The organism is Saccharophagus sp. K07 (genome assembly GCF_014336955.1).
In the GTDB taxonomy this organism is placed as follows: Bacteria; Pseudomonadota; Gammaproteobacteria; order Pseudomonadales; family Cellvibrionaceae; genus UBA5868.
This window is the reverse complement of sequence record NZ_QRAI01000002.1, coordinates 46876-66139: the sequence shown is the minus strand read 5'-3', so window position 1 is coordinate 66139 and position 19264 is coordinate 46876. Positions and strand designations below refer to the sequence as shown.

The window sequence follows — 19264 nt, the reverse complement described above, 5'->3', positions numbered from 1 at the left end:
CTGGAGGCGCTATGAGTCGTTTTGTCGATGCAACACCTTATCCCTGGCCTTACAACGGCCAACTGCTCCCATCCAACACGGCATTGATCATTATTGATATGCAGACGGATTTTTGCGGCAGAGGCGGATATGTGGACACAATGGGTTACGACCTTTCCCTGACACGCGCGCCTATAGAGCCGATCAAAAACGTGCTGAAAGTTATGCGTGCGCAAGGATTTCACATTATTCATACGCGCGAAGGTCACAGAGCGGATTTAAGCGATTTACCGCCCAATAAACGCTGGCGCAGTCAGCGCATAGGTGCAGGCATTGGCGATCCTGGTCCATGCGGAAAAATTCTGATTCGCGGCGAGCCCGGCTGGAACATTATCGGCGAATTATCTCCAATATCCGGCGAGCCTATTATCGATAAACCCGGCAAAGGCTCATTCTACGCGACGGATCTGGATTTGATTTTGCGCAGGCTTGGCATTGCCAATCTGATTATTACCGGCATCACCACCGATGTATGCGTCAGCACCACCATGCGCGAAGCCAACGACCGCGGCTATGAATGTCTGTTGCTGGAAGACTGTTGCGGCGCGACCGATCCTGCCAATCATCGGGCGGCGATCAATATGGTGAAAATGCAAGGCGGCGTGTTTGGCGCTACAGCAAAATCTTCTGCGTTACTGGACGTTTTAAGAGCCTGACAATGGCAACGCTGCTGGAAGCCATAGAACCGGGCAAGCGAATATGAATATCATCAGCCAGTATATGGCAGGCCATTAAGCGGGAGTTGTCATGACGTTTTTTATAGATGCCAAACCTTATCCCTACGCATTACCCGAAAATAAACCCTGTCTGATCGTCATCGACATGCAAAGGGATTTTATTGAGCCCGGCGGTTTTGGCGATGCGTTGGGAAATAAAGTGGAACTTCTGACGGCCATAGTACCGACGGTCAAAAAATTGCTGGACGGCTTCCGGCGACTGGATTTACCCATTGTGCATACTCGTGAATGCCATAAACCGGATTTATCCGATTGTCCTGCCAGTAAATTGCAGCGCGGAAAAGCGGCATTAAAAATCGGTGACAAAGGACCTATGGGACGTATTTTGATTGACGGCGACCCCGGCAATGAGATTTTGGACGAACTCAAACCGCTTCCAGGAGAGTTGGAGATCACCAAGCCAGGGAAAGGCTCTTTTTATGCAACACCGTTGGATGAATTTTTAAAGGAAGAGCAGATCACTCATTTGATTTTTGCCGGCGTTACCACCGAGGTTTGCGTACAAACCACCATGCGCGAAGCAAATGACAGAGGTTACGAATGCCTTTTGGTGGAAGATGCCACGGAAAGTTATTTTCCCGAATTCAAACGCGCCGCCCTGGAAATGATCGTGGCGCAAGGCGGCATCGTCGGTTGGACATCAACTTGCGATAAAACTCTGGCGGGATTGGAGCAGGCTTATGGCAAACGATAAAAATGCTGTGGTCGTTCGCGGATTATTTGATGCAGCCAACCTGATTGCATCGCGCGACTGGCAGCCCCTTGCAGAAGGAGTATTTATTTCCAAAATCTACGAGACGGAAAATTCCAGCCCTTACGCTGCTTTTTTGCATTATTTGCCGGGCGCATCTGTGCCGAACCATCAGCATATGGGGCTCGAACATATTTTGATTTTGCACGGCTTTCAAATCGATGGCGAAAAAATTTACAACGCCGGCACTTTGGTTATTCATTCCCCGGGCACCCAGCACCACCTGTCCGCTCCGGAAGGCTGCATTGCTTTGGGTATTTGGGAAAAGCCCGTTGCGTTTACCAGTGACACATCATCTTAATAGAAGCTAATAGTCAAATTATATTATAAATTGCATTCCTATTTTTTAATGCGCAGATTCCGGCGTGCCATCACCATCCTTATCCAAATATCCTTTTTATAAAGCCCCTTAAATTCCTCACAAAATTCTCACAATTACAAAATAGGAATATTTTTAAATCAAAAATAATCAAATTGTATTTTTAACAATTAGTGGATTTTTCTTCCGTTAATTTGCTACCTCGCACACAGTCTGAAATTAACATGGCTGTTAAAATAATTTTGTCGACAAAGTCTGTTCGACTATTTCTATAAATCTTATAAATTCATTTTTAAATTTCTGCGGGCGAAATTTTCCTCCGCCCAGCAACGACACCATGCAGTTCTGTGTCACCTCTAAAAAAGAAAATTAATTAAACAGTCAGGTGAAAAAATGAAAACTTTTTTAAGAACATGTTATGTGGCTGCATTCGTAGCCGGACTTGTCGCTTGTGGAAGTCCGGGAGGGAACGGCTCATCATCGTCGTCGAGCAGTTCATCATCCAGCAGCAGTTCATCTTCCAGCAGCAGTAGTTCCAGCAGTTCTTCTTCAAGCAGCAGCTCCTCATCCAGCTCCAGCAGCGGCGCTTCCGTGACATGCACACTGCCCAATTTCCCGGATGCGACTGCGCTGCCAAACCGAGGCATGAAACTGCCTGATCCCTTTACCTTCTACGACGGCACACCGGTTAATACCAAAGAGCAGTGGGAATGCCGTCGCAAAGAAATTCTGGCCATGGCTGCCAAATATTTGTACGGCCCAATTCCCGGTGATTGCGATGAGGTATCCGGTACTGTCAACGGCGGAAATGTTTCCATCAGCTGTAAAGTCGGCAGCCGCAGCGCCAATTTCTCCGCCACCATTTCCGGTAGCGGTCAGGTGATTGCGCTGGATCTCGCCGCCGGAATTCTGCCTCCCGGCAGCAAGAAGTTGTCGTTCGGCAGCGGTTACGAAAATAACATCCGCACGCTTTATGGCCTGAATGAGCTCAATCCCAATATTGCGATAGGTTGGATGGTCAACCGGGTGATGGACGTTCTGGAGAAAAATCCCGGCAGCGGACACGACCCGCAAAAAATGGTGGTCTCCGGCTGTTCCGGCTGCGGTAAAGGCGCATTTCTGGTGGGTGTATTCAGCCGTATTCCTATGACCGTTATCGTTGAGTCAGGCGGCGGCGGTGCCACCAGCTGGCGCATGACCGAATGGTTCCGCAACGGCGCAGGCCAATCCAGATGGCGCTGCAACGATAAACCCCAGGGTATCGACAACCTGGAAAACAATGGCATCTGCGGTCCCTGGGTAACCAGCGCGGCGCAGCCTTTCCGCTCAACGCCCTCTCGCGTCAACAACCTGCCGTTCGACCAGCACATGCTGTTGGCCACCATAGCTCCCCGCTATCTGGTGCACTTTACCAATGCCAATGGCCAGAACGCCTGGTGTCACTTGGCGGGTACCAGTGAAGCCCTGGCGGCCTGGGCAGCCTATCCGGTCTACAAGGCTCTCGGTGTTCCACAAAATATGGCCTTTGAGGTGTACAACGGCGGCCATTGCGGCGTGGGCGACACAGGTATCGCGGCCAAGATGTTTGACCGGGCCTTCTTTGGCAACACCAGCATCAACACCGGTGGAGTCAATATTCAGGACGGTCGCGTACAAATTCCGGTCAGCGAATGGAAATCTCTGTTTGTCGACTGGAATATGGATAAGGTTCTCCAGTAATCCCCCTAAGCAAAACTCGAAATCTGCGTTTTGTGAATTTGCCGAACCCGCTCCGGGTTCGGCCTTTTTTCTCCCTCCACACTCCTGCTCTAAAGAGATTCTGCACTTCTTGATTTGTGACGCATCACGGGGACTTATATTCAAGTAGACTCCGCGGCACCTTGGGCTTCGCCCCGCAAAACGCAGAATAAGAGACAAGACCAGCCGCATGAAAAAGAAATTCCCCTCGCACTCCCTGGGCTTTGCCGTTATTTCGTCCTCGATTGCCCTGTTGCCGCTTTCGGCCTTGGCCCAAGACGATGTTTCCGCGGAAGAACCGGTTAGCAAAAACTCGCGCAAAAAGACTGGAAACACAGTTGAAGAGATCGTCGTTACCGGTACCAAAATCAATGCGATGGATGCTCAGGAGATGAAACGCGGCGCCGATACCATGCTCGACGCTATCTCCGCCGATCAGATCGGTTTGCTGCCGGATCGCAGTGCGCTGGATGCCATGCAACGATTGCCGGGCGTGGCTATAGAGCGCTTTGCCGCGCCCAATGATCCGGATCACTACAGCGTCGAAGGCTCCGACATTATTCTGCGCGGTATGTCGCAAACCCGCTCCGAATTCAACGGCCGCGATTCCTTCAGTGCCAACACCGGGCGCGGCCTGAGTTATCAGGATATTCCGCCGGAACTCTTGGGCAGCATTCAAATATTTAAAAACCAGACCGCCGATATGATCGAAGGCGGTATTGGTGGCACGGTCAATCTGGTGACGCGCAAACCGCTGGATATCGACGATCATCTGGTCGCCTTCAGCGTGGATTATTCCTACGGCGATCTGGCAGAAACCTGGAGCCCGTCATTTTCCGGATTATTGGCAAAAGCATTCGACGGCCCGGTCGGTCGCTGGGGCGTGTTAGTCAATTACGCAAACTCGGAATTGGTCGGCGAATCCCACGGCATTCAAAGCGATGCCTATGTGCAATTTGAAGCCCAGGAACTCTATACCGCAAACAATCCCAATCCGGTCGGCACGCGCGCGGAAGATTTTTTCGGTGAAGACGGCAAAGGACGTGTGTGGGCGCCCAATGGGGCCAACGCGTTAATGAAGGAAGATCGCCGCACGCGCGAAGGATTTACGGCAGCATTGCAATTTGCCTCCGACGACGGCCGGTTTGAAGCCCTGGCGGAATATATCCGCTCCGACTCCACGCTGACCTGGCACGAGCAGGCGCTTAAATATCAGGGCGGCTATCAGAGCATCGGCATACGCCCGACTGCGCCTCTTGCAGGAACACATTTTTTATTTGATGAAAATGGTTTGTTCCTCGCCGGCACCATTATGGAGGAAGGTAATTCCTGGCGCGTCGGCTCCAGCGGCCACAGCCGCGTGCCCACCAGTTTGAGCGTGCTCAACAAATACAAACAATGGGGCCATCGCACCCAGATGGACAGCCGCATCAACGAAACTCAGTCGCTGGTGGAAGATTTTCATATCAATGTGAAATGGCAACCCCATGATCGGCTCAATATCAGCGGTGATTTGCAATATATAGATGCGGAAGCGCGCGTAGATGATTTATCCATTCATCTGATGACTTACAGCATTTACGACTACGACACACGCGGCAGCACACCGCATTTGCGTTTGATCGAACCCTGGAATGGCCAGCGTGATCGCGAACGCGCAGAAGGCAATCCATTTTGGGATGCCCTCACCAACGATCAATACAATTATCCCGGTTTTGGCGGCGATCCTTTGGGCGACCAAAATTATTTTCAGGATCCCAACTCCTATTTGTGGCGCTCGGCCATGGATCACTACGAGCGCTCCGACGGCGATTCTTTAGCTTGGCGCTTGGATTTGGATTACGCGGTAGGCGATGGTTTACTGCGACAAATTAAAGTGGGCTACCGCTACGCCGAACGCGAACAAACTGTACGTTCAACAGCATGGAATTGGGGTGCGCTGGCGCCGGAATGGAATGGCCAATCCAAAACCAATTTCAATTTGTCCGACGGCGAAATTATTGGTACCGGTATTGGCTGGGTGTCGGATGTTCCGCCGCTGCAAGACGGATACGAGCTGGTCAACTGGTCCAACTTTATGCGCGGCGGTGTTCTGGATATTCAGGGCAATCAAACACTGCATGCCACTGAGAAATTAATTCGCGAAGTCTGGGGCGCCAACCCGAGCCGCAGATTGATTCAGTCTTACTCTGGCGGCGATAACTGGTTGCCCTACCCCGATCGCGATCAAGCGATCGATTTATACGGCAGACATTTTGAAGCGGCAGTGAATGTTCCACTGGATAATCAATACGGAATTTTTACGCCAGATGAAATCAACCGCACTTTGGAAATGCGCAACGCGTTTTATCTGCGTCTCGATTTTGCTGGCGATGGCAATCTGCCGTTCTCCGGTAATGTGGGATTGCGTTATCTAAAAATGGAACGCCAGGCACTCGGTATTGTGGAATTCCCGTTGATCGTACCGCGCACACACGAGTTGCAGCAGTTCCCGCCGGATTCATTGAGTCAGCCGCTCAATGGTGAAATGGTGGAAAATTACTTGCGTCAACAAGTCGCCAACGGCACTTACCCAGATTTTTATCAAGCCGCTACCGCGGCGGAAAACAATTGGATTTACAATCCGTATTTTTTCCTGGCGAGCGAAATACGCGGCTTTACCCAAGGCGTAGCTTTAATAGGGTCCGATGGCAAACAATTGATCGAGCGCAACCAGTTGCAATTCGCGCCTTATGTCAACGAAGAAGTCGCCAAACACAATTACGACACCCTGTTGCCCAGCTTTAACATCAAAGCTGATCTAACGGACAATCTGGTTGGGCGTTTTGCCTTTGCGAAAGCCGTGGCGTTTCCTGACCTGGGCGACGTGCGCAATCGCACCGACCTTGCGCCGATCAATATAGATCCCAATGCGGGCAACCTTAACATCACCTATAGATACGCTGACACCGGAATTCCGGGGGATCGCCCCATCGAATTAATCGATCAGGCTAAACTGAATAAACCTGCTGATGGCACCTGGTTTGTGGGCGAAGGCGGCAATCCCTATTTAAAACCCATGGAATCCGTGCAATACGATTTTTCGTTGGAGTGGTATTTCTCCAACTATGGTCAATTAAGCGGTGCAATATTCCATAAAAATTTATCCAACTATTTTTCTCCCGGTGTTATTACCCGCGAGTTCACCAACAATTTTAGCGGCGTAACACAACCGGTTGCCATCACCACACAACGCAACGGCGGCGATGCCAAATTGGATGGGATAGAAATTACCTACAACCAGTTTTTCAGCGGGCTATTTGAAGGTTTCGGCTTCCAAGCCACCTACACCTACATAGACGCCACCAGTATTCCCAACAACGAAAAGCGTGTTGAAGATGAGCAGTGGTACAACTCTCTGTACGAAGACACCGGCATTCGCGTCGATCCCGCCAAATTGCCGTTGCAAGGTCAATCGGATGAAATCATCAACTTGATCGGCATGTATGAGGATGATCGCCTAAGCATCAACATTGCCTACAACTGGCGCTCCAAATACCTGCTGACCACCCGCGACGTCATTAGCAAAGCGCCAATATGGTATGACGACTACGGCGAACTGGACGGCTCGATTTTCTATAAACTCACCGATAATTTCACGCTGGGATTACAAGCCAAAAACCTCACCAACGCCCGCGCAAAAACCTTGATGATCTTAAATGATCAGCTGCTGGAAACAGGGCGCTCGTGGTTTGTGTCGGATAGGCGAGTGGCTTTGGTTTTGCATGGGGAGTTCTAAGAGTAAAAACTATTCGAGCCTGCGCCTCTCGCGCAGGCGTCTCCACCAGGATTTTTTCCGTTGTTCCTCCGGGCTCGGCCATTTTACTTTTTTGCTTTTGCATTTCACTATGCCATGACTGCCGAGCCGGATTTGCCAGCGTTGCGCACTGGTGTGTTCCTCTCCTGGTACGCTGTATACGACCAACAGATTGTAATCGTGCTGTTTTTCAATGGTGTGTGACTGCACCTTTGAGGAAGGATCATTGGGATCTGCGGGGATATATATTTTGTCGCTGGATGACTGAATCAATTCACACAGCTCTTTGCAATCGAGGGCCAAGCGTTCTTCAATTTGATGTTCGTCCAGCGCAGCCTTATCCAAGCTCAACTCAGAGCGATAACAAATAATTTGTCGCTCATCATTAGTAGACCACTTATCAGAATGCTCCCGGACCGCCAGAGATAGATCCGGTAATTTGCGATAATTCATCCAAATTTTTTGCAACGCCAGTGGTTCGTTGACGTAGGGTTTGAGCAGGCGAATTCGCCAGCGCGGTTTGCCCTTGCGCAAAAATTCGGTAAAGCTCTCGGTCATGTCGTCACGCAACAAATCGCGCACGGCGTAAATCAGCGCAATTAACAAAAGGACCGCCACTGACAATTCCTGTCGACTGTCTCTTAAAATAAAAATCACGTAAGTAAAAAGCGACATGATTAAAATGGTTGAGACCGCCTTAACCATTTTACGCGTGCCACTGCCCAATTCGGTGAGTTTTTTGCGCAGCAATACAGGGTATTCCAGCAATCTTAAGTACATGCTCATGCGGTTCCATATGCGTGTAGGATTGCCCTGGAATTCATTCAGATAATCTTTTTCGTGTCTATAACGATATTCCTGTTGTAAAAATTCCTGGATGCTATTCTTTAGCTCCTCGTCGAGATCAGAAAATCCCTCCATAGTCATGCATTGCAATATGAATTGCTCGGCGTACCAGGAAAAATACATATCCGCATTGCGAAAATACTGCTTTTGCGAGCTTTGTTGTCGGGTGGTTTTCCTCAAGCGTTGGGCAAAATTTTGGCTGATGCGCAAAGCGCGCTTGAGAGAGGTTGCAAATTCTCCCGTCTGCATTTGCAGGCGCAGGCGATCCATGGTAGCCCTGTATTGAAACAGCCATGAACCGTGAATAATTTCATAGTGAGGCGATAGCAGCGAAAAAGAGCCGTCGGTTTTGGTGGCCCGATCCAGATCGGGCAAACCCTGCAAGCGAAAGTTGTGCTCCAATGAGGAAAAGTAAAATTGCTTTTCAGTGAGCGTCCACTCCGAGAAAGCACCCTCATAAGGAGTAAAGAGATAAATCTCTGCCTTATAATGGCCAGGTTCCTTCAGAGTTCGGCTCAATTGCAACCGGTAATCGCTTTTGCGCTCAAGTGAAAACACAGCAGCTCCAAATAATCGACGTTACCTAACGGATTTAATCAATTCCATTAACTTCCTGTCATGGTTGTGCGCAATTTTCGGTGCAACATCGAAAATCATGGTCACACCGTTTGCTCGTGTATAGGGCTTCCACTCTGGCAGCAGGGGATTATTAGGGTCGCCGCGCTTGGCAAAGTTAATCCACGCAGAACTCATAGCATCTGCCAATCTATAAGCTTCGTCGCTGTCGCCCGACCAATGTTTTCCCAATTCAATATTGTTGAACGCCAAAGGAATATCCAAACCATGGAAGGAGCCTTTGCTGCCGTTTTCAACCGGGCTTTTCCATGTCAATAAATAAGAATAGACCGGAGCAGGTGTTTTTTCCGAACGCGCGTCGGCGACAACAATGGTGTTCGGCCGAAACAATGTGTCGATGGAAAGCAGGTCTTGTGGTGTATAGTTCGGATAAGTCTGGGCAAAGAGCTGGATATATTCCTCGGTTTTATCTCCATAGATGTTTTCCAGGCGTTTTTTCACCTCGTCCAAAGTCAGCTCAGATTCATCGTACGCGGTTTTCACCAGCTCGTTGAGGGTTGTGCCAATCATCAAGGGAATAGAGTCGGAGATGCTGGCAAAGTCCGGGGTAAATGGCTGTTGCAATAAATTGACCCCATCCGGCACTGGGCCAAATCCGAACATGGTCGTAGTGCCAGGCTTGCGCAGACCCACGGTTTTTTCCAGGGCTTTATTACCCGCTTCCACCAGCTCTTTATAAGGCATGGATTGCAATTGATGTGCGGTTTCCCTGGTTAATCCCAAAACCTCCAACAGTGCTTTGCCGATTGAGGTGGATTTTTCCTTGGTCATCACATTGATCAAGGTTCCGCTTTGAATAATCGCTTTATGAAACAAACCCTGCGCAGCTGGCATAGACATAAGCGTCCCCACTTTCCCGCCACCGCCGGACTCACCAAAAATGGTGATGTTTTCCGGATCACCACCAAACTGCTCAATATTTTTATTTACCCATTTCAAAGCAGCGACTATGTCCAACATGCCGACATTGGCGGAATCGGCATAAGCTTCGCCCAAATGGGAAAGATCGAGAAAACCCAAAATATTCAGACGGTGATTGACGGAGACTAAAACTATATCGCCTTTTCTGGCCAAATTTTCTCCATCGGTAATCGGGTCATCACTTGCGCCGACACTAAATCCACCGCCGTGCAACCAAAACATAACGGGCCGTTTTTTTCCGTCGTTCAATCCCTGCGTCCAGACGTTTACGGTAAATAACTTATGCTCATCCATGGCTTCCTCAGGTGACCAGCTATTAACCTGCATAGCAATAGGGCCAAATTGGTTCTGCTCTCTTATCCCCTGCCAATTCTCGGGTTCTTGTGGCGGCATAAACCGCTCGGCTTTTGCGTAGGCAATTCCTTTAAAACTGTAGACACCGTCATTAAGGCTGCCAGCAACATAACCATAGGTAGTTTTCACCACCGGCTTTTGCGGGCGATCAACCCAACTGCAGGCCGCAAGTCCCACAACCAGTCCCGCCCACAATAAAAACCAATGACTCCGTTGAACATGCTGTTTCATATAGTTTTCTCGTTCTATAGCTTTGTCGTTTTAATAGGCTGCGTTCATCAATTATCACACCATGGATGGGCGGTGCAGTTTAGTCAACCCCAGTGCTGCTACTTCCCTATCCTTAACAGCACGCCTCTCCCCGAATTAGCACACCCCAGCAATAGATTGAGTATAAGTCCAACTAAGCAATACGAGCCAAGGCGCAGGCTGCTCCCCTTCCCATTTGACCTTTACAGATGAATCTCCTAGTCTGCATGCGTCCGTTATGAAGTCGGCCTTGTCATGTCTGAATCCTCCGTTAGCTTTACCTCCCAATCCAAATTCGGCATTGCTTGCGTTTTGCTGGGCACGTTCTTTTTTGCCTGCAAAGGCATTTTTATCAAGCTCGCCTATGCGTATGGCATAACCGCAGCACCGCTGTTAATGCTCAGAATGTTATTTGCTCTGCCTTTTTATTTGGCAATGGCACTCTGGCTGCATCAGCGATCGCAAATGGCGCTAAGCCGGCAAAATCTAATTCAAATCGTAGGCGTAGGATTGTTAGGCTATTATCTGTCCAGCCTGTTGGATTTTTGGGGATTGGAGACAATCTCCGCGGGACTTGAGCGGTTGGTGTTATACATCTACCCGACGATTGTGGTTTTGATTCTTGCGGTTTGGAAAAAGAAAGTCGTATCTACAAAAGAAAAACTGGCCATGGCTGTGGCATATGTTGGGATGATCTTTATTTTTCTCCACGAGTTGCAATTGCAGCAGAATTTTTCCAACACCATGAAAGGGGGACTGCTCGTTTTTGCTGGCGCCATTACCTATGCATTTTTCGTGGTGATGACGAGTGAAAAAGCCAAAGAAGTCGGCTCCCTAACCTTTACCACCTATTGCATGCTGGCGGCGTCGGTGGGCGTGATTATTCACAATCTTATCTTTATCGATTTACGAGAATTAAACCAACCTCACCCCGTCTATTGGCTGGCGCTGGCGCTCGCCTTTTTTTCTACCGTGATTCCCTCATTCCTGATGAACAAAGGCATAGCCTCCATAGGCGCCAGCAAAGCCGCCATTATGGGAAGCATAGGACCTGTGATTACGGTGTTTCTCGGAGCCTGGTTTCTTGACGAAGCCATAACACTGAGTCAGCTTATTGGCGCGGGGCTTGTGATCGGTGGGGTTAGTTTGGTGGGGCGGAAGTAGGCTGTTGCAACCTATAACAATCACAATGCACTTGAAGTGCAGACAAATGAGGGCAAAGAAAAGTCAGTTAGTTGGTGATTAGCTAATCGATTCAAGGATTTTCTATATCAAACGCTCTAAAATCGATAAGATTATAATAAAATCGATTTCATCGGCCCTGCATACTCCCGGAGTCAAATCATGACGCCTACTATAATTTTGTTATTGCTTTGTGCTCTGCTTTTTGTCGTTTCTTGCGGAATCTACTTCCATCTAAGGCGCAGCACCGCCAGACACGCCCCACAAAACCTGTTGGAGATCATACAAAGATTGAAAGCAACGAAAGCCCAATGGCCAGCAATTATGACGGCCCTAAATCCCAGGAATGATAAAAAGATTCAGGAGTTGCTTATCGAGCTCAGAGGCCCGCATATGTTCGCGCCGCATACTGCGCTCAACCTTATGGAAAATGCCTGTCGCTCGCTCGGCCAAGGAGCCAATGACTCCCGGGCAGTGCTGCGAACTGCATGCGAGAGCATGAAAAAAGTCACTCGATTTGGCGAATAGAACTGAAATATATTCATGCTCTTGCTGATCAGCCTATATTTTGAAGGTCACTGCGAGTTTGCCGCCAACGCGCTTGCGATTTTTTGAAAAGTACTACGCCAACCGGTTTGATAATCATGGCTTGAAGCCTGAATGAGATTGCCATGTTCAAACTCCATTTTTGTGCCATCGCCACTGGGCAAAAGCAAAACTTTAATTTGTGTTTCAACACCTGGCTCGCTCTTCCAACCCCATGAAAATTCCAGTCGTTTATATGGCTCCACATGTCGATAAGTCCCATGTGCGGTATGATGAGTGCCATCACTATCCGAAAAAGTGACTTCAAATTGCCCGCCAACTCGCACATCCATATCTTCTTTTATGACCTTTCCCTCAGGGTCAGAGCCAAACCATTGACGAACCAGCTCTGGCTTTGTCCAGGCGGCCCACACATGCTCAGGTGGTGCGTCAAATTCCCATGTGATTTGAACAGAGCTCGCTTTCATAGATTGCTCCTGTTTGTTTTCCTGCAAGTTACTTTCCTGCGTATACCCTACAACCGTCAATAACAACAGCGATATCGACATATACACCCAACACATCCAACCACTGAGCATAAGCCCTCCTCAGAATTTTTGACTCCCATGCCTATTGAAGAAACAAACTTAACTTAATTGATCAGGCTTCGAACTACCACCCTGTCACTACTGGCGTGTGTGTGAGTCACCCGTTTTTGCTCCTCAGCGAGACGTTTGGTCCTATGCATCAACTAGTCCAAGTCTATGTGCCTCTTCAAACAGACACCCTCCCTGGAGCCATACACACTTTCAGCATTCCTCGAACTCCTGCAAGGAGAAATACCAATGGCTGTCGCTAGCGACCGAACTGGTTTATGGGTTCTTCATCCAATCCACGGCGTTTTGCTTGCCAGCACCATCCCATTATTTTTAGGCGCTTTGCTCAGCGACTACGCCTATACCTCCAGCTACGAAATACAGTGGTCCAATTTCGCCTCCTGGTTGATTTTTGGAGGGCTTGTGTTTGGTGGAATTGCACTAGTATTGTCCATCATCCGTCTAATTAAATCTCCTCAGCGAAGCGGGCTCTCATTTATTTATCCCTTCTTACTATTGCTGACATGGATTTTTGGCTTTATCAACTCGCTCATTCACGCTAAAGATGCATGGGCAACTATGCCCGAGGGAATAATCTTTTCGATAATTGTCGTTCTACTCGCTTGTGCATCGACATGGATTGGCTTCGCTAAATTTGGTGTCGGAGGTATCAGATGAAAAAAAGATTTTTATCTCTACACCAAGACATATTTAAAGTCATCGCAGGAATCGCACTATCTGCACTACTAGGTGGATGTGTCGACCAAGATCCCGATCCCGAAGAATACGGCCCGAGCCCCACGCTTCCTAAACCCCAGCGCGGCCTCTTGCCCAATATGACAATTGCCGAGCCGACACCCTGGAAAGATCAACTACCTACGGTGCCATCGGGCTTTACGGTCGCGGCAATCGCTACCGACCTCAAAGTCCCTCGCCAAACGCTGGTGCTGCCCAACGGAGATATATTGATCGCAGAAGGCAAAGGCGGACACGCACCCGCACTTAAACCCAAAGATATTATCGCCGGATATATAAAAGCCAAAGGCACAACCCCGGTAAAAGGAGGCAATAGATTAACTTTGCTACGCGATGCCGATGGTGACGGCACTTATGAATTGCAAACCGTATTTGCAGAAAATCTTGATGCACCTTATGGATTGGCATTGGTGGGCAATAACCTCTACGTCGCAAATCAAGACTCCTTGGTGCGCTTTGATTATCGCGAAGGGCAAACTCAGGCCAGTAGCCCGCCGACAAAAATCACCGATTTACCCTCCGAAATTAATCATCACTGGACAAAGTCACTTGCGGCCAGTGCCGATGGCCGTTTTCTTTATGTTGGCATTGGCTCCAATAGCAATATCACCGAAAGAGGCATGGCGGCTGAAGCAAATCGGGCAATGATTTGGGAAATCGATGCCGAAACCGGTGCACATCGTCCTTATGCTACCGGCTTGCGCAATCCCACAGCTCTTACGATCCAGCCAAATACCGGAACCTTATGGGCGGTAGTGAATGAGCGCGATGAAATCGGACCAAATTTAGTACCCGACTATCTCACCTCTGTTCAAGAAGGCGGATTTTACGGCTGGCCCTACAGTTACTGGGGACAAAATGTCGATGAGCGCGTACGCCCGCAAGACCCACAAAAAGTCGCATCCGCCATCGCACCCGATTATGCGCTGGGCTCGCACGTAGCAGCGCTTGGTGTCGATTTTTCGGAATCATCCATGGGCGAAGAATTTGCTGACGGTGTTTTCGTCGGCCAGCACGGCAGTTGGAACCGTAAAAATCCAGTGGGTTACAAAGTTGTATTTATTCCCTTCCGAGACGGCCGTCCCGCTGGTGCACCCATTGATTTTGTAACGGGATTTCGCGATGAAAATGGTAAAACACGCGGCCGGCCTGTGGGCGTTACCGTCGATCCCAAAGGAGCTCTGATCGTCGCCGATGATCTTGCTAATGTTATATGGCGCGTGGCGCGTTCAACCAACGAATAGGCGCATCTTTAACAGAATATTGAGAGAAAGCGGATTTAGCGATTGTCGCATCCGACTTTCCTGACAGCATTTTCCCACAAATGCAGAATATTTCTTCGCCTAGCCGAACCTATCGAAGCTTGAAAAACCGCATAAAATCAAAAAATTAACGCGTTATCACTAAAAAATTTTATTTCCAAAATCTTGCCTGTTCTATTTTTTTGAAAACACGTTAGAATGAGACCCTCCTTCGCCTCTCGCAAGGCTGCGTTTATTTTCGAACGCTTCGGACTACGCAAGACATGAATTCACATCGCGACACTTACACCACGATTATTGTCGGAACCGGATTCGCATCATCTTTTTTCCTAAAAAAGTATCTCGCTCGGGCTAGCGAAGATGTACGGATTCTTGTTTTGGAAAAAGGCACCGACATCCCCTACAGTTGGAAAATTCAGAACGTTCAAAATACGCAATACGATTTTGCGAAAGACTTGAACAATCTCACGCCGCAAAAACAGTGGGTGCAGAATATTGCATTTGGCGGCGGCTCCTGCTGGACAGGGAACACTCCCCGGATGCATCCAAGCGACTTTAAAACACGCACACTGCACGGCGTCGGCGAAGACTGGCCCTTCGATTATGATGAGCTGGAGCCATATCTGACAGAAGCAGAAGAAATTATGGGAATTTCCGGTGCTGAAACGGCAGAGTATCCGCGTTCGCGTCCCTATCCTGCACCTCCTCATCGACTCAATGCATTGGATCGTTTGTTCCAGGCCAAATACGGGCATCAATACATGGCCATGCCCAGCGCGCGGTCACCTGAGGTTTCAGTTGGGCGCCCCCCTTGCTGTAATAATGGCGTTTGCTCCGTTTGTCCAATCGGCGCCAAATTCCAGGTAGATATCTACATGCGAGATATCTACCAAGATTCTCGCGTGACCTTGATTACTGGCGCGGACGTCAAAGCAGTCATCATCGAAAATTCTGTGGCCAAAGGCGTCTCATATATTCGTGAAGGAAAGGAACATGAAGCTTTCGCAGACCTTGTCGCCGTGGGCGCACATGCGATCGCAACTCCCTATATATTGCTCAATTCCGGTCTTGATGATTACGCACTGGGTCGTTATCTGAATGAACAAATTTCCGTAGATGTGCGCGCCAATCTTCAAGGAGTCGAAAATTATGATGGTGGTCAACGAGTAACCGGACTTGGCAGCATGTTTGTGAATGAACCCAATCGAGGGCAAATCCCAGGCTGCTTGGTAGAGAATTACAACATTCCGTGGTTGCGCGCTGAATTTGGCAAGTGGCGCCATGTAGGCCTTCTTAAATTTGTCTTGGAAGACATTCCTTCACCAGACAACAGAGTAACTGTAAGCGCCGATGGCCGCATGCAAGTGGAATATGCAGCACACTCCGATTATATGCGGCGAGGCATCGCGGATATCAAACGCAGGGCTGAAGCACTATTCGAGGGATTACCCGTCGAGGACTATGTGATCAACTCGCATGATGACAAAAATCTCGGTGGGTCAGCCCACATTCACGGCACTACCCGCATGGGAAACGATCCCACTACCAGCGTTCTTGACCCTCAACTTATTCATCATCGTGTACGGAATCTTATGGCTCTGGGGGCTGGAGCTTTTCCAACCTGTCCCGCCGCCAACCCAACACTTATTCTTGCCGCCCTTTCACTACGCAGCGCCCATTTGCTTTTAAATTGACACTCCAACAGCAGGAGGCACCATGTCTGGCTCACTGACAAGAAGAAAATGGCTGATTTTTTCCGGGGTGGGTTTAATTGCTGCAAGTTCTGCGCTATTTGCGTCGTGGCGAACCGCAAAAGAGACAGACATAGTGGTGGCGCTTTTGCGCAATCGCTTACGTCCTCTCAGGATCGCACCGGGTGTTTTCGAGCAATTCAGTGTGGAATACATCCAAACACGCAAGGACTATGCAAGTCGTCTACGTCTGCTTGGAACTTTCGCCGAATTATTTTCCTTAGTGACGCCATACCAGCTTTTACCCATGGGACATTCGTGGAGGCGGATGGAAAATAACATAGTATCAGCGTTTTTATTGTCCACCGACTTTTTTCAAAACGGGGCAAGAACAGACATTCCAGTCAATTACCTAGGATTTTATGATCCCTATCGAAGACCCTGTGTAAGGTTCTTTACCTCTTAGCAAAAATTTAAGCCAAGCCTACAAAATTCGACTGCGCTCAAGTATTGAACGCAGCCAGAAATGATTACCGGAAATGTGGTTAAAATCCATAACGCAATTGAGCGCTCAGTATATCTGTCTTTCCCCAATTGCCAAATTTAGCCTTTTCGTATGAAATCTCGGCGCTAACCGAGTCACCAAACTTCTTACCCGCTCCAACACTAATTCCAAATCCCTTTTCATCGAAATAAATACTCGGGGCCTTTCGACCCAAGACAAGATCGTCAGTAGAAATTTTGTACTCGATTGATGAATATGACGGCATAGCGAAGAGATAAAAACTGTTCTCCAAATGGAATTGCGCGCGCAGTTGCACGCCGTAATATTCGTTTATCTCTGATTTTGCAGATACTACAGTTTGCTCTGGCACTCCGTTTTGCGAAGAGCCTATATACAAAGGTATTTTCTTATCCGTTACTCCCACGCCTACCCGTATCGCAGGAACCAACGTCAATCGATCATTCAGTGGAAATTGATACCCGGCACCAAACACCACTGCACCGACATCCATATGATGATTAGTCTGATCCCAATCGAAACTTGAATACCCTGCAGAAATCTCCCACTGCGCTAACGCAGAACTGGCAAGACAAAACAGTGCAAAACCAAATGATGCTTTTTTCAACACTCATATCTCCTTATGTGCGCAGTTTTTATTTTGATTTAAATAACATATTCCAAAATAAAGAAAAATGGTGCTATAAACAATTTGTTCATGCAGCAGCATACTTTTAGTGTGATCTGATTCGGTTTGTGCTTGAGGGAAAATAAGGACTGCGGCTCAATGCCTGGACCAACAATAATGTAACGGGGTTCCCCAAATACCGCCCCCAAATGCCTACCTACAATCCATTGATAGCTCACTTCGCGCGCAAGCGTATTAGGCTGCACCTCCCACCTATGGTTCCCCTGGTTATTCCAAACCCTCATGGTTTTATCAGCTCATATAACAAGTCGCTTAGGGTTTCTTTTACTATACTTCGACCAGCGCATAACAAAATAAAGTCAGATGAAGCAGAAACCCCCATCACGCCACCTGAACGCCGCGAAAATCGCGCTGGCGCTTGCCAGCTGTCTCGCCCTGTTCTCCTTCCCCTACATCCCGCAAAAGAAACTGGACATCTACCCCGGCTCCCAAGTTTGGTGGGGGGCGTTTACTGATGCAGCTTCCGGCGGCAACTCCAGCTTTGAATATATGAATGAAGCTCACACTGCACTCGAATGCTCGATTGGTGATGCAGGCACTTTCAATCTTTGCGGCAATGCTGGGGTATTCGTCGATCATGATGTGATAAACCATAGTCTATTGCTCTCTGATCTAGCACTTGCCACCCGAATCTCTCCTGATATTACCCGGGATGTCAGCAGCTACACCGGAGTCTGGGTGGATATCGATTATCGAGGCCCGGCCAAGTACATCTATTTATCGCTCCACAATCACGAGCCCGCGTTGGACCTGCCCGATCCCGGCCGTCAATTTCGCCCGCAAAGTGTCGGTATAGCCACCTCCGAACTGCATCAACCTGTGTTCGCCCGCCTTCAGGAATTCAAAGTCGCCGACTGGTGGATTAATCAATTTGCCCTGCATCGCACAGAGTCCCATACCCGCTTCGACCGCTTGCAGGCGATCACGGTCGAAATCAAAGAACAGCATCCGCACACCCAACATTATCTCGAAGTTAAGTCGGTAAAATTTGTTGGCGACCGGGTCAGCAAAGAAAATTTCTACTTAACCATCATCATCGCATTTGCGTCGTTATTGGGGCTGGAAGGAACCTTCCGGGTTTACACGCTCTACAAGAGCCAGCGTGCTGCGCAGAAATCTCTGGATGAATTAAACGAATATAACCGTCAGCTGCGTTCTGAAGCCTATAAAGATGAGCTTACCCAACTCTTGAACCGGCGCGCCGTGCAGGAGATTGTGAGCCAGAAACGAGAATTTGGAAATCCACAGGGTCTAGCCATTATCGCGATCGATATTGATCACTTTAAAAAATTCAACGACACCTACGGGCATGCGGTGGGCGATAAAGTTTTAATCAATGTGGCGCAAGCGCTGAAGCAAGTATCACGCGAATATGATCAAATCGCGCGTTGGGGTGGCGAAGAATTCGTCATCATTACCCGCGATGCATCTCCCGAAAATTTGCTGATCTACGCAGAGAAGCTGCGGGAAAAAGTCGCTTCAAGTCCAATCTTTAATGACGGCGACCCAGAACCTATCCTTGTCACAATTAGCATTGGCATAACCCGCAGTCATATTGATGAAGACTTCGAAGCCGCATTTGAACGCGCGGATAAAGCCCTATATCAATCCAAGGAAAAAGGAAGAAACTGCTGCACTTTCTTTAAGGACTGAATT

Annotated in this window: 16 protein-coding genes; 11 read left to right on the top strand and 5 right to left on the bottom strand. The window is 48.7% G+C overall.

The annotated features are described in order from the left end of the window. Positions 1-11 precede the first annotated feature (11 nt). The 3 genes from DWB84_RS06750 to DWB84_RS06740 all read left to right on the top strand — a co-directional run bounded on the left by DWB84_RS06750 (position 12) and on the right by DWB84_RS06740 (position 1828). Positions 12-695 carry a cysteine hydrolase family protein gene (locus tag DWB84_RS06750; RefSeq protein WP_187409027.1) on the top strand — a complete coding sequence of 228 codons (684 nt, stop codon included), beginning with the start codon at positions 12-14 and terminating at the stop codon, positions 693-695. A 91-nt stretch (positions 696-786) separates the two neighbouring features. After that, positions 787-1470 carry a cysteine hydrolase family protein gene (locus tag DWB84_RS06745; protein WP_187409026.1) on the top strand — a complete coding sequence of 228 codons (684 nt, stop codon included), beginning with the start codon at positions 787-789 and terminating at the stop codon, positions 1468-1470. Next, the gene (locus DWB84_RS06740) at positions 1457-1828 is read left to right on the top strand and encodes a cupin domain-containing protein (RefSeq protein ID WP_187409025.1); all 372 of its coding nucleotides are present in this window, start codon (positions 1457-1459) and stop codon (positions 1826-1828) included. Before DWB84_RS06745 ends, DWB84_RS06740 begins: the two co-directional genes overlap by 14 nt. A 434-nt stretch (positions 1829-2262) precedes the next feature. On the opposite strand, the gene DWB84_RS06735 is transcribed toward DWB84_RS06740, so the two are convergent. Continuing rightward, positions 2263-2493 (bottom strand): hypothetical protein, encoded by a 231-nt coding sequence (locus DWB84_RS06735; protein WP_187409024.1) that lies wholly within the window; start codon positions 2491-2493, stop codon positions 2263-2265. On the opposite strand from DWB84_RS06735, the gene DWB84_RS06730 reads away from it, so the two are divergent. Next, positions 2492-3565: a hypothetical protein gene (locus DWB84_RS06730; protein WP_222868072.1), complete on the top strand. Its 1074-nt coding sequence runs from the start codon at positions 2492-2494 to the stop codon at positions 3563-3565. The genes DWB84_RS06735 and DWB84_RS06730 overlap by 2 nt on opposite strands. A gap of 208 nt (positions 3566-3773) precedes the next feature. Next, entirely contained in the window at positions 3774-7361 is a 3588-nt protein-coding gene (locus DWB84_RS06725; RefSeq protein WP_187409023.1) for a TonB-dependent receptor, read from the top strand. 9 nt (positions 7362-7370) lie between these two features. On the opposite strand, the gene DWB84_RS06720 is transcribed toward DWB84_RS06725, so the two are convergent. Further along, a complete protein-coding gene (locus DWB84_RS06720) occupies positions 7371-8783 on the bottom strand; it encodes a hypothetical protein (protein ID WP_187409022.1) in 1413 nt (470 codons plus the stop codon). 21 nt (positions 8784-8804) lie between these two features. Then, positions 8805-10367 carry a carboxylesterase/lipase family protein gene (locus DWB84_RS06715; RefSeq protein WP_187409021.1) on the bottom strand — a complete coding sequence of 521 codons (1563 nt, stop codon included), beginning with the start codon at positions 10365-10367 and terminating at the stop codon, positions 8805-8807. 273 nt (positions 10368-10640) lie between these two features. Here DWB84_RS06715 and DWB84_RS06710 point away from each other — a divergent pair, with 273 nt between their 5' ends. After that, the gene (locus DWB84_RS06710) at positions 10641-11549 is read left to right on the top strand and encodes a DMT family transporter (protein WP_187409020.1); all 909 of its coding nucleotides are present in this window, start codon (positions 10641-10643) and stop codon (positions 11547-11549) included. 593 nt (positions 11550-12142) lie between these two features. Here the strand turns inward: DWB84_RS06710 and DWB84_RS06705 are convergent. Further along, complete coding sequence (locus DWB84_RS06705) at positions 12143-12691, bottom strand: SRPBCC domain-containing protein (protein WP_187409019.1); 549 nt, start codon at positions 12689-12691, stop codon at positions 12143-12145. Positions 12692-12937: 246 nt separating this feature from the next. Here DWB84_RS06705 and DWB84_RS06700 point away from each other — a divergent pair, with 246 nt between their 5' ends. The 4 genes from DWB84_RS06700 to DWB84_RS06685 all read left to right on the top strand — a co-directional run bounded on the left by DWB84_RS06700 (position 12938) and on the right by DWB84_RS06685 (position 16863). Continuing rightward, the gene (locus DWB84_RS06700; RefSeq protein ID WP_187409018.1) at positions 12938-13366 is read left to right on the top strand and encodes a DUF2231 domain-containing protein; all 429 of its coding nucleotides are present in this window, start codon (positions 12938-12940) and stop codon (positions 13364-13366) included. Then, complete coding sequence (locus tag DWB84_RS06695) at positions 13363-14688, top strand: sorbosone dehydrogenase family protein (RefSeq protein ID WP_187409017.1); 1326 nt, start codon at positions 13363-13365, stop codon at positions 14686-14688. Before DWB84_RS06700 ends, DWB84_RS06695 begins: the two co-directional genes overlap by 4 nt. Positions 14689-14969: 281 nt before the next feature. Further along, a complete protein-coding gene (locus DWB84_RS06690) occupies positions 14970-16400 on the top strand; it encodes a GMC oxidoreductase (RefSeq protein ID WP_187409016.1) in 1431 nt (476 codons plus the stop codon). Between the two features lie 22 nt (positions 16401-16422). Beyond that, positions 16423-16863 carry a hypothetical protein gene (locus tag DWB84_RS06685; protein ID WP_187409015.1) on the top strand — a complete coding sequence of 147 codons (441 nt, stop codon included), beginning with the start codon at positions 16423-16425 and terminating at the stop codon, positions 16861-16863. Positions 16864-16942: 79 nt separating this feature from the next. On the opposite strand, the gene DWB84_RS06680 is transcribed toward DWB84_RS06685, so the two are convergent. Further along, positions 16943-17530, bottom strand: coding sequence for an outer membrane beta-barrel protein (locus DWB84_RS06680; RefSeq protein ID WP_187409014.1), 588 nt, complete (start codon positions 17528-17530; stop codon positions 16943-16945). 381 nt (positions 17531-17911) lie between these two features. Here DWB84_RS06680 and DWB84_RS06675 point away from each other — a divergent pair, with 381 nt between their 5' ends. Further along, entirely contained in the window at positions 17912-19261 is a 1350-nt protein-coding gene (locus DWB84_RS06675) for a GGDEF domain-containing protein (RefSeq protein WP_187409013.1), read from the top strand. The last annotated feature ends 3 nt before the right edge of the window (positions 19262-19264 follow it).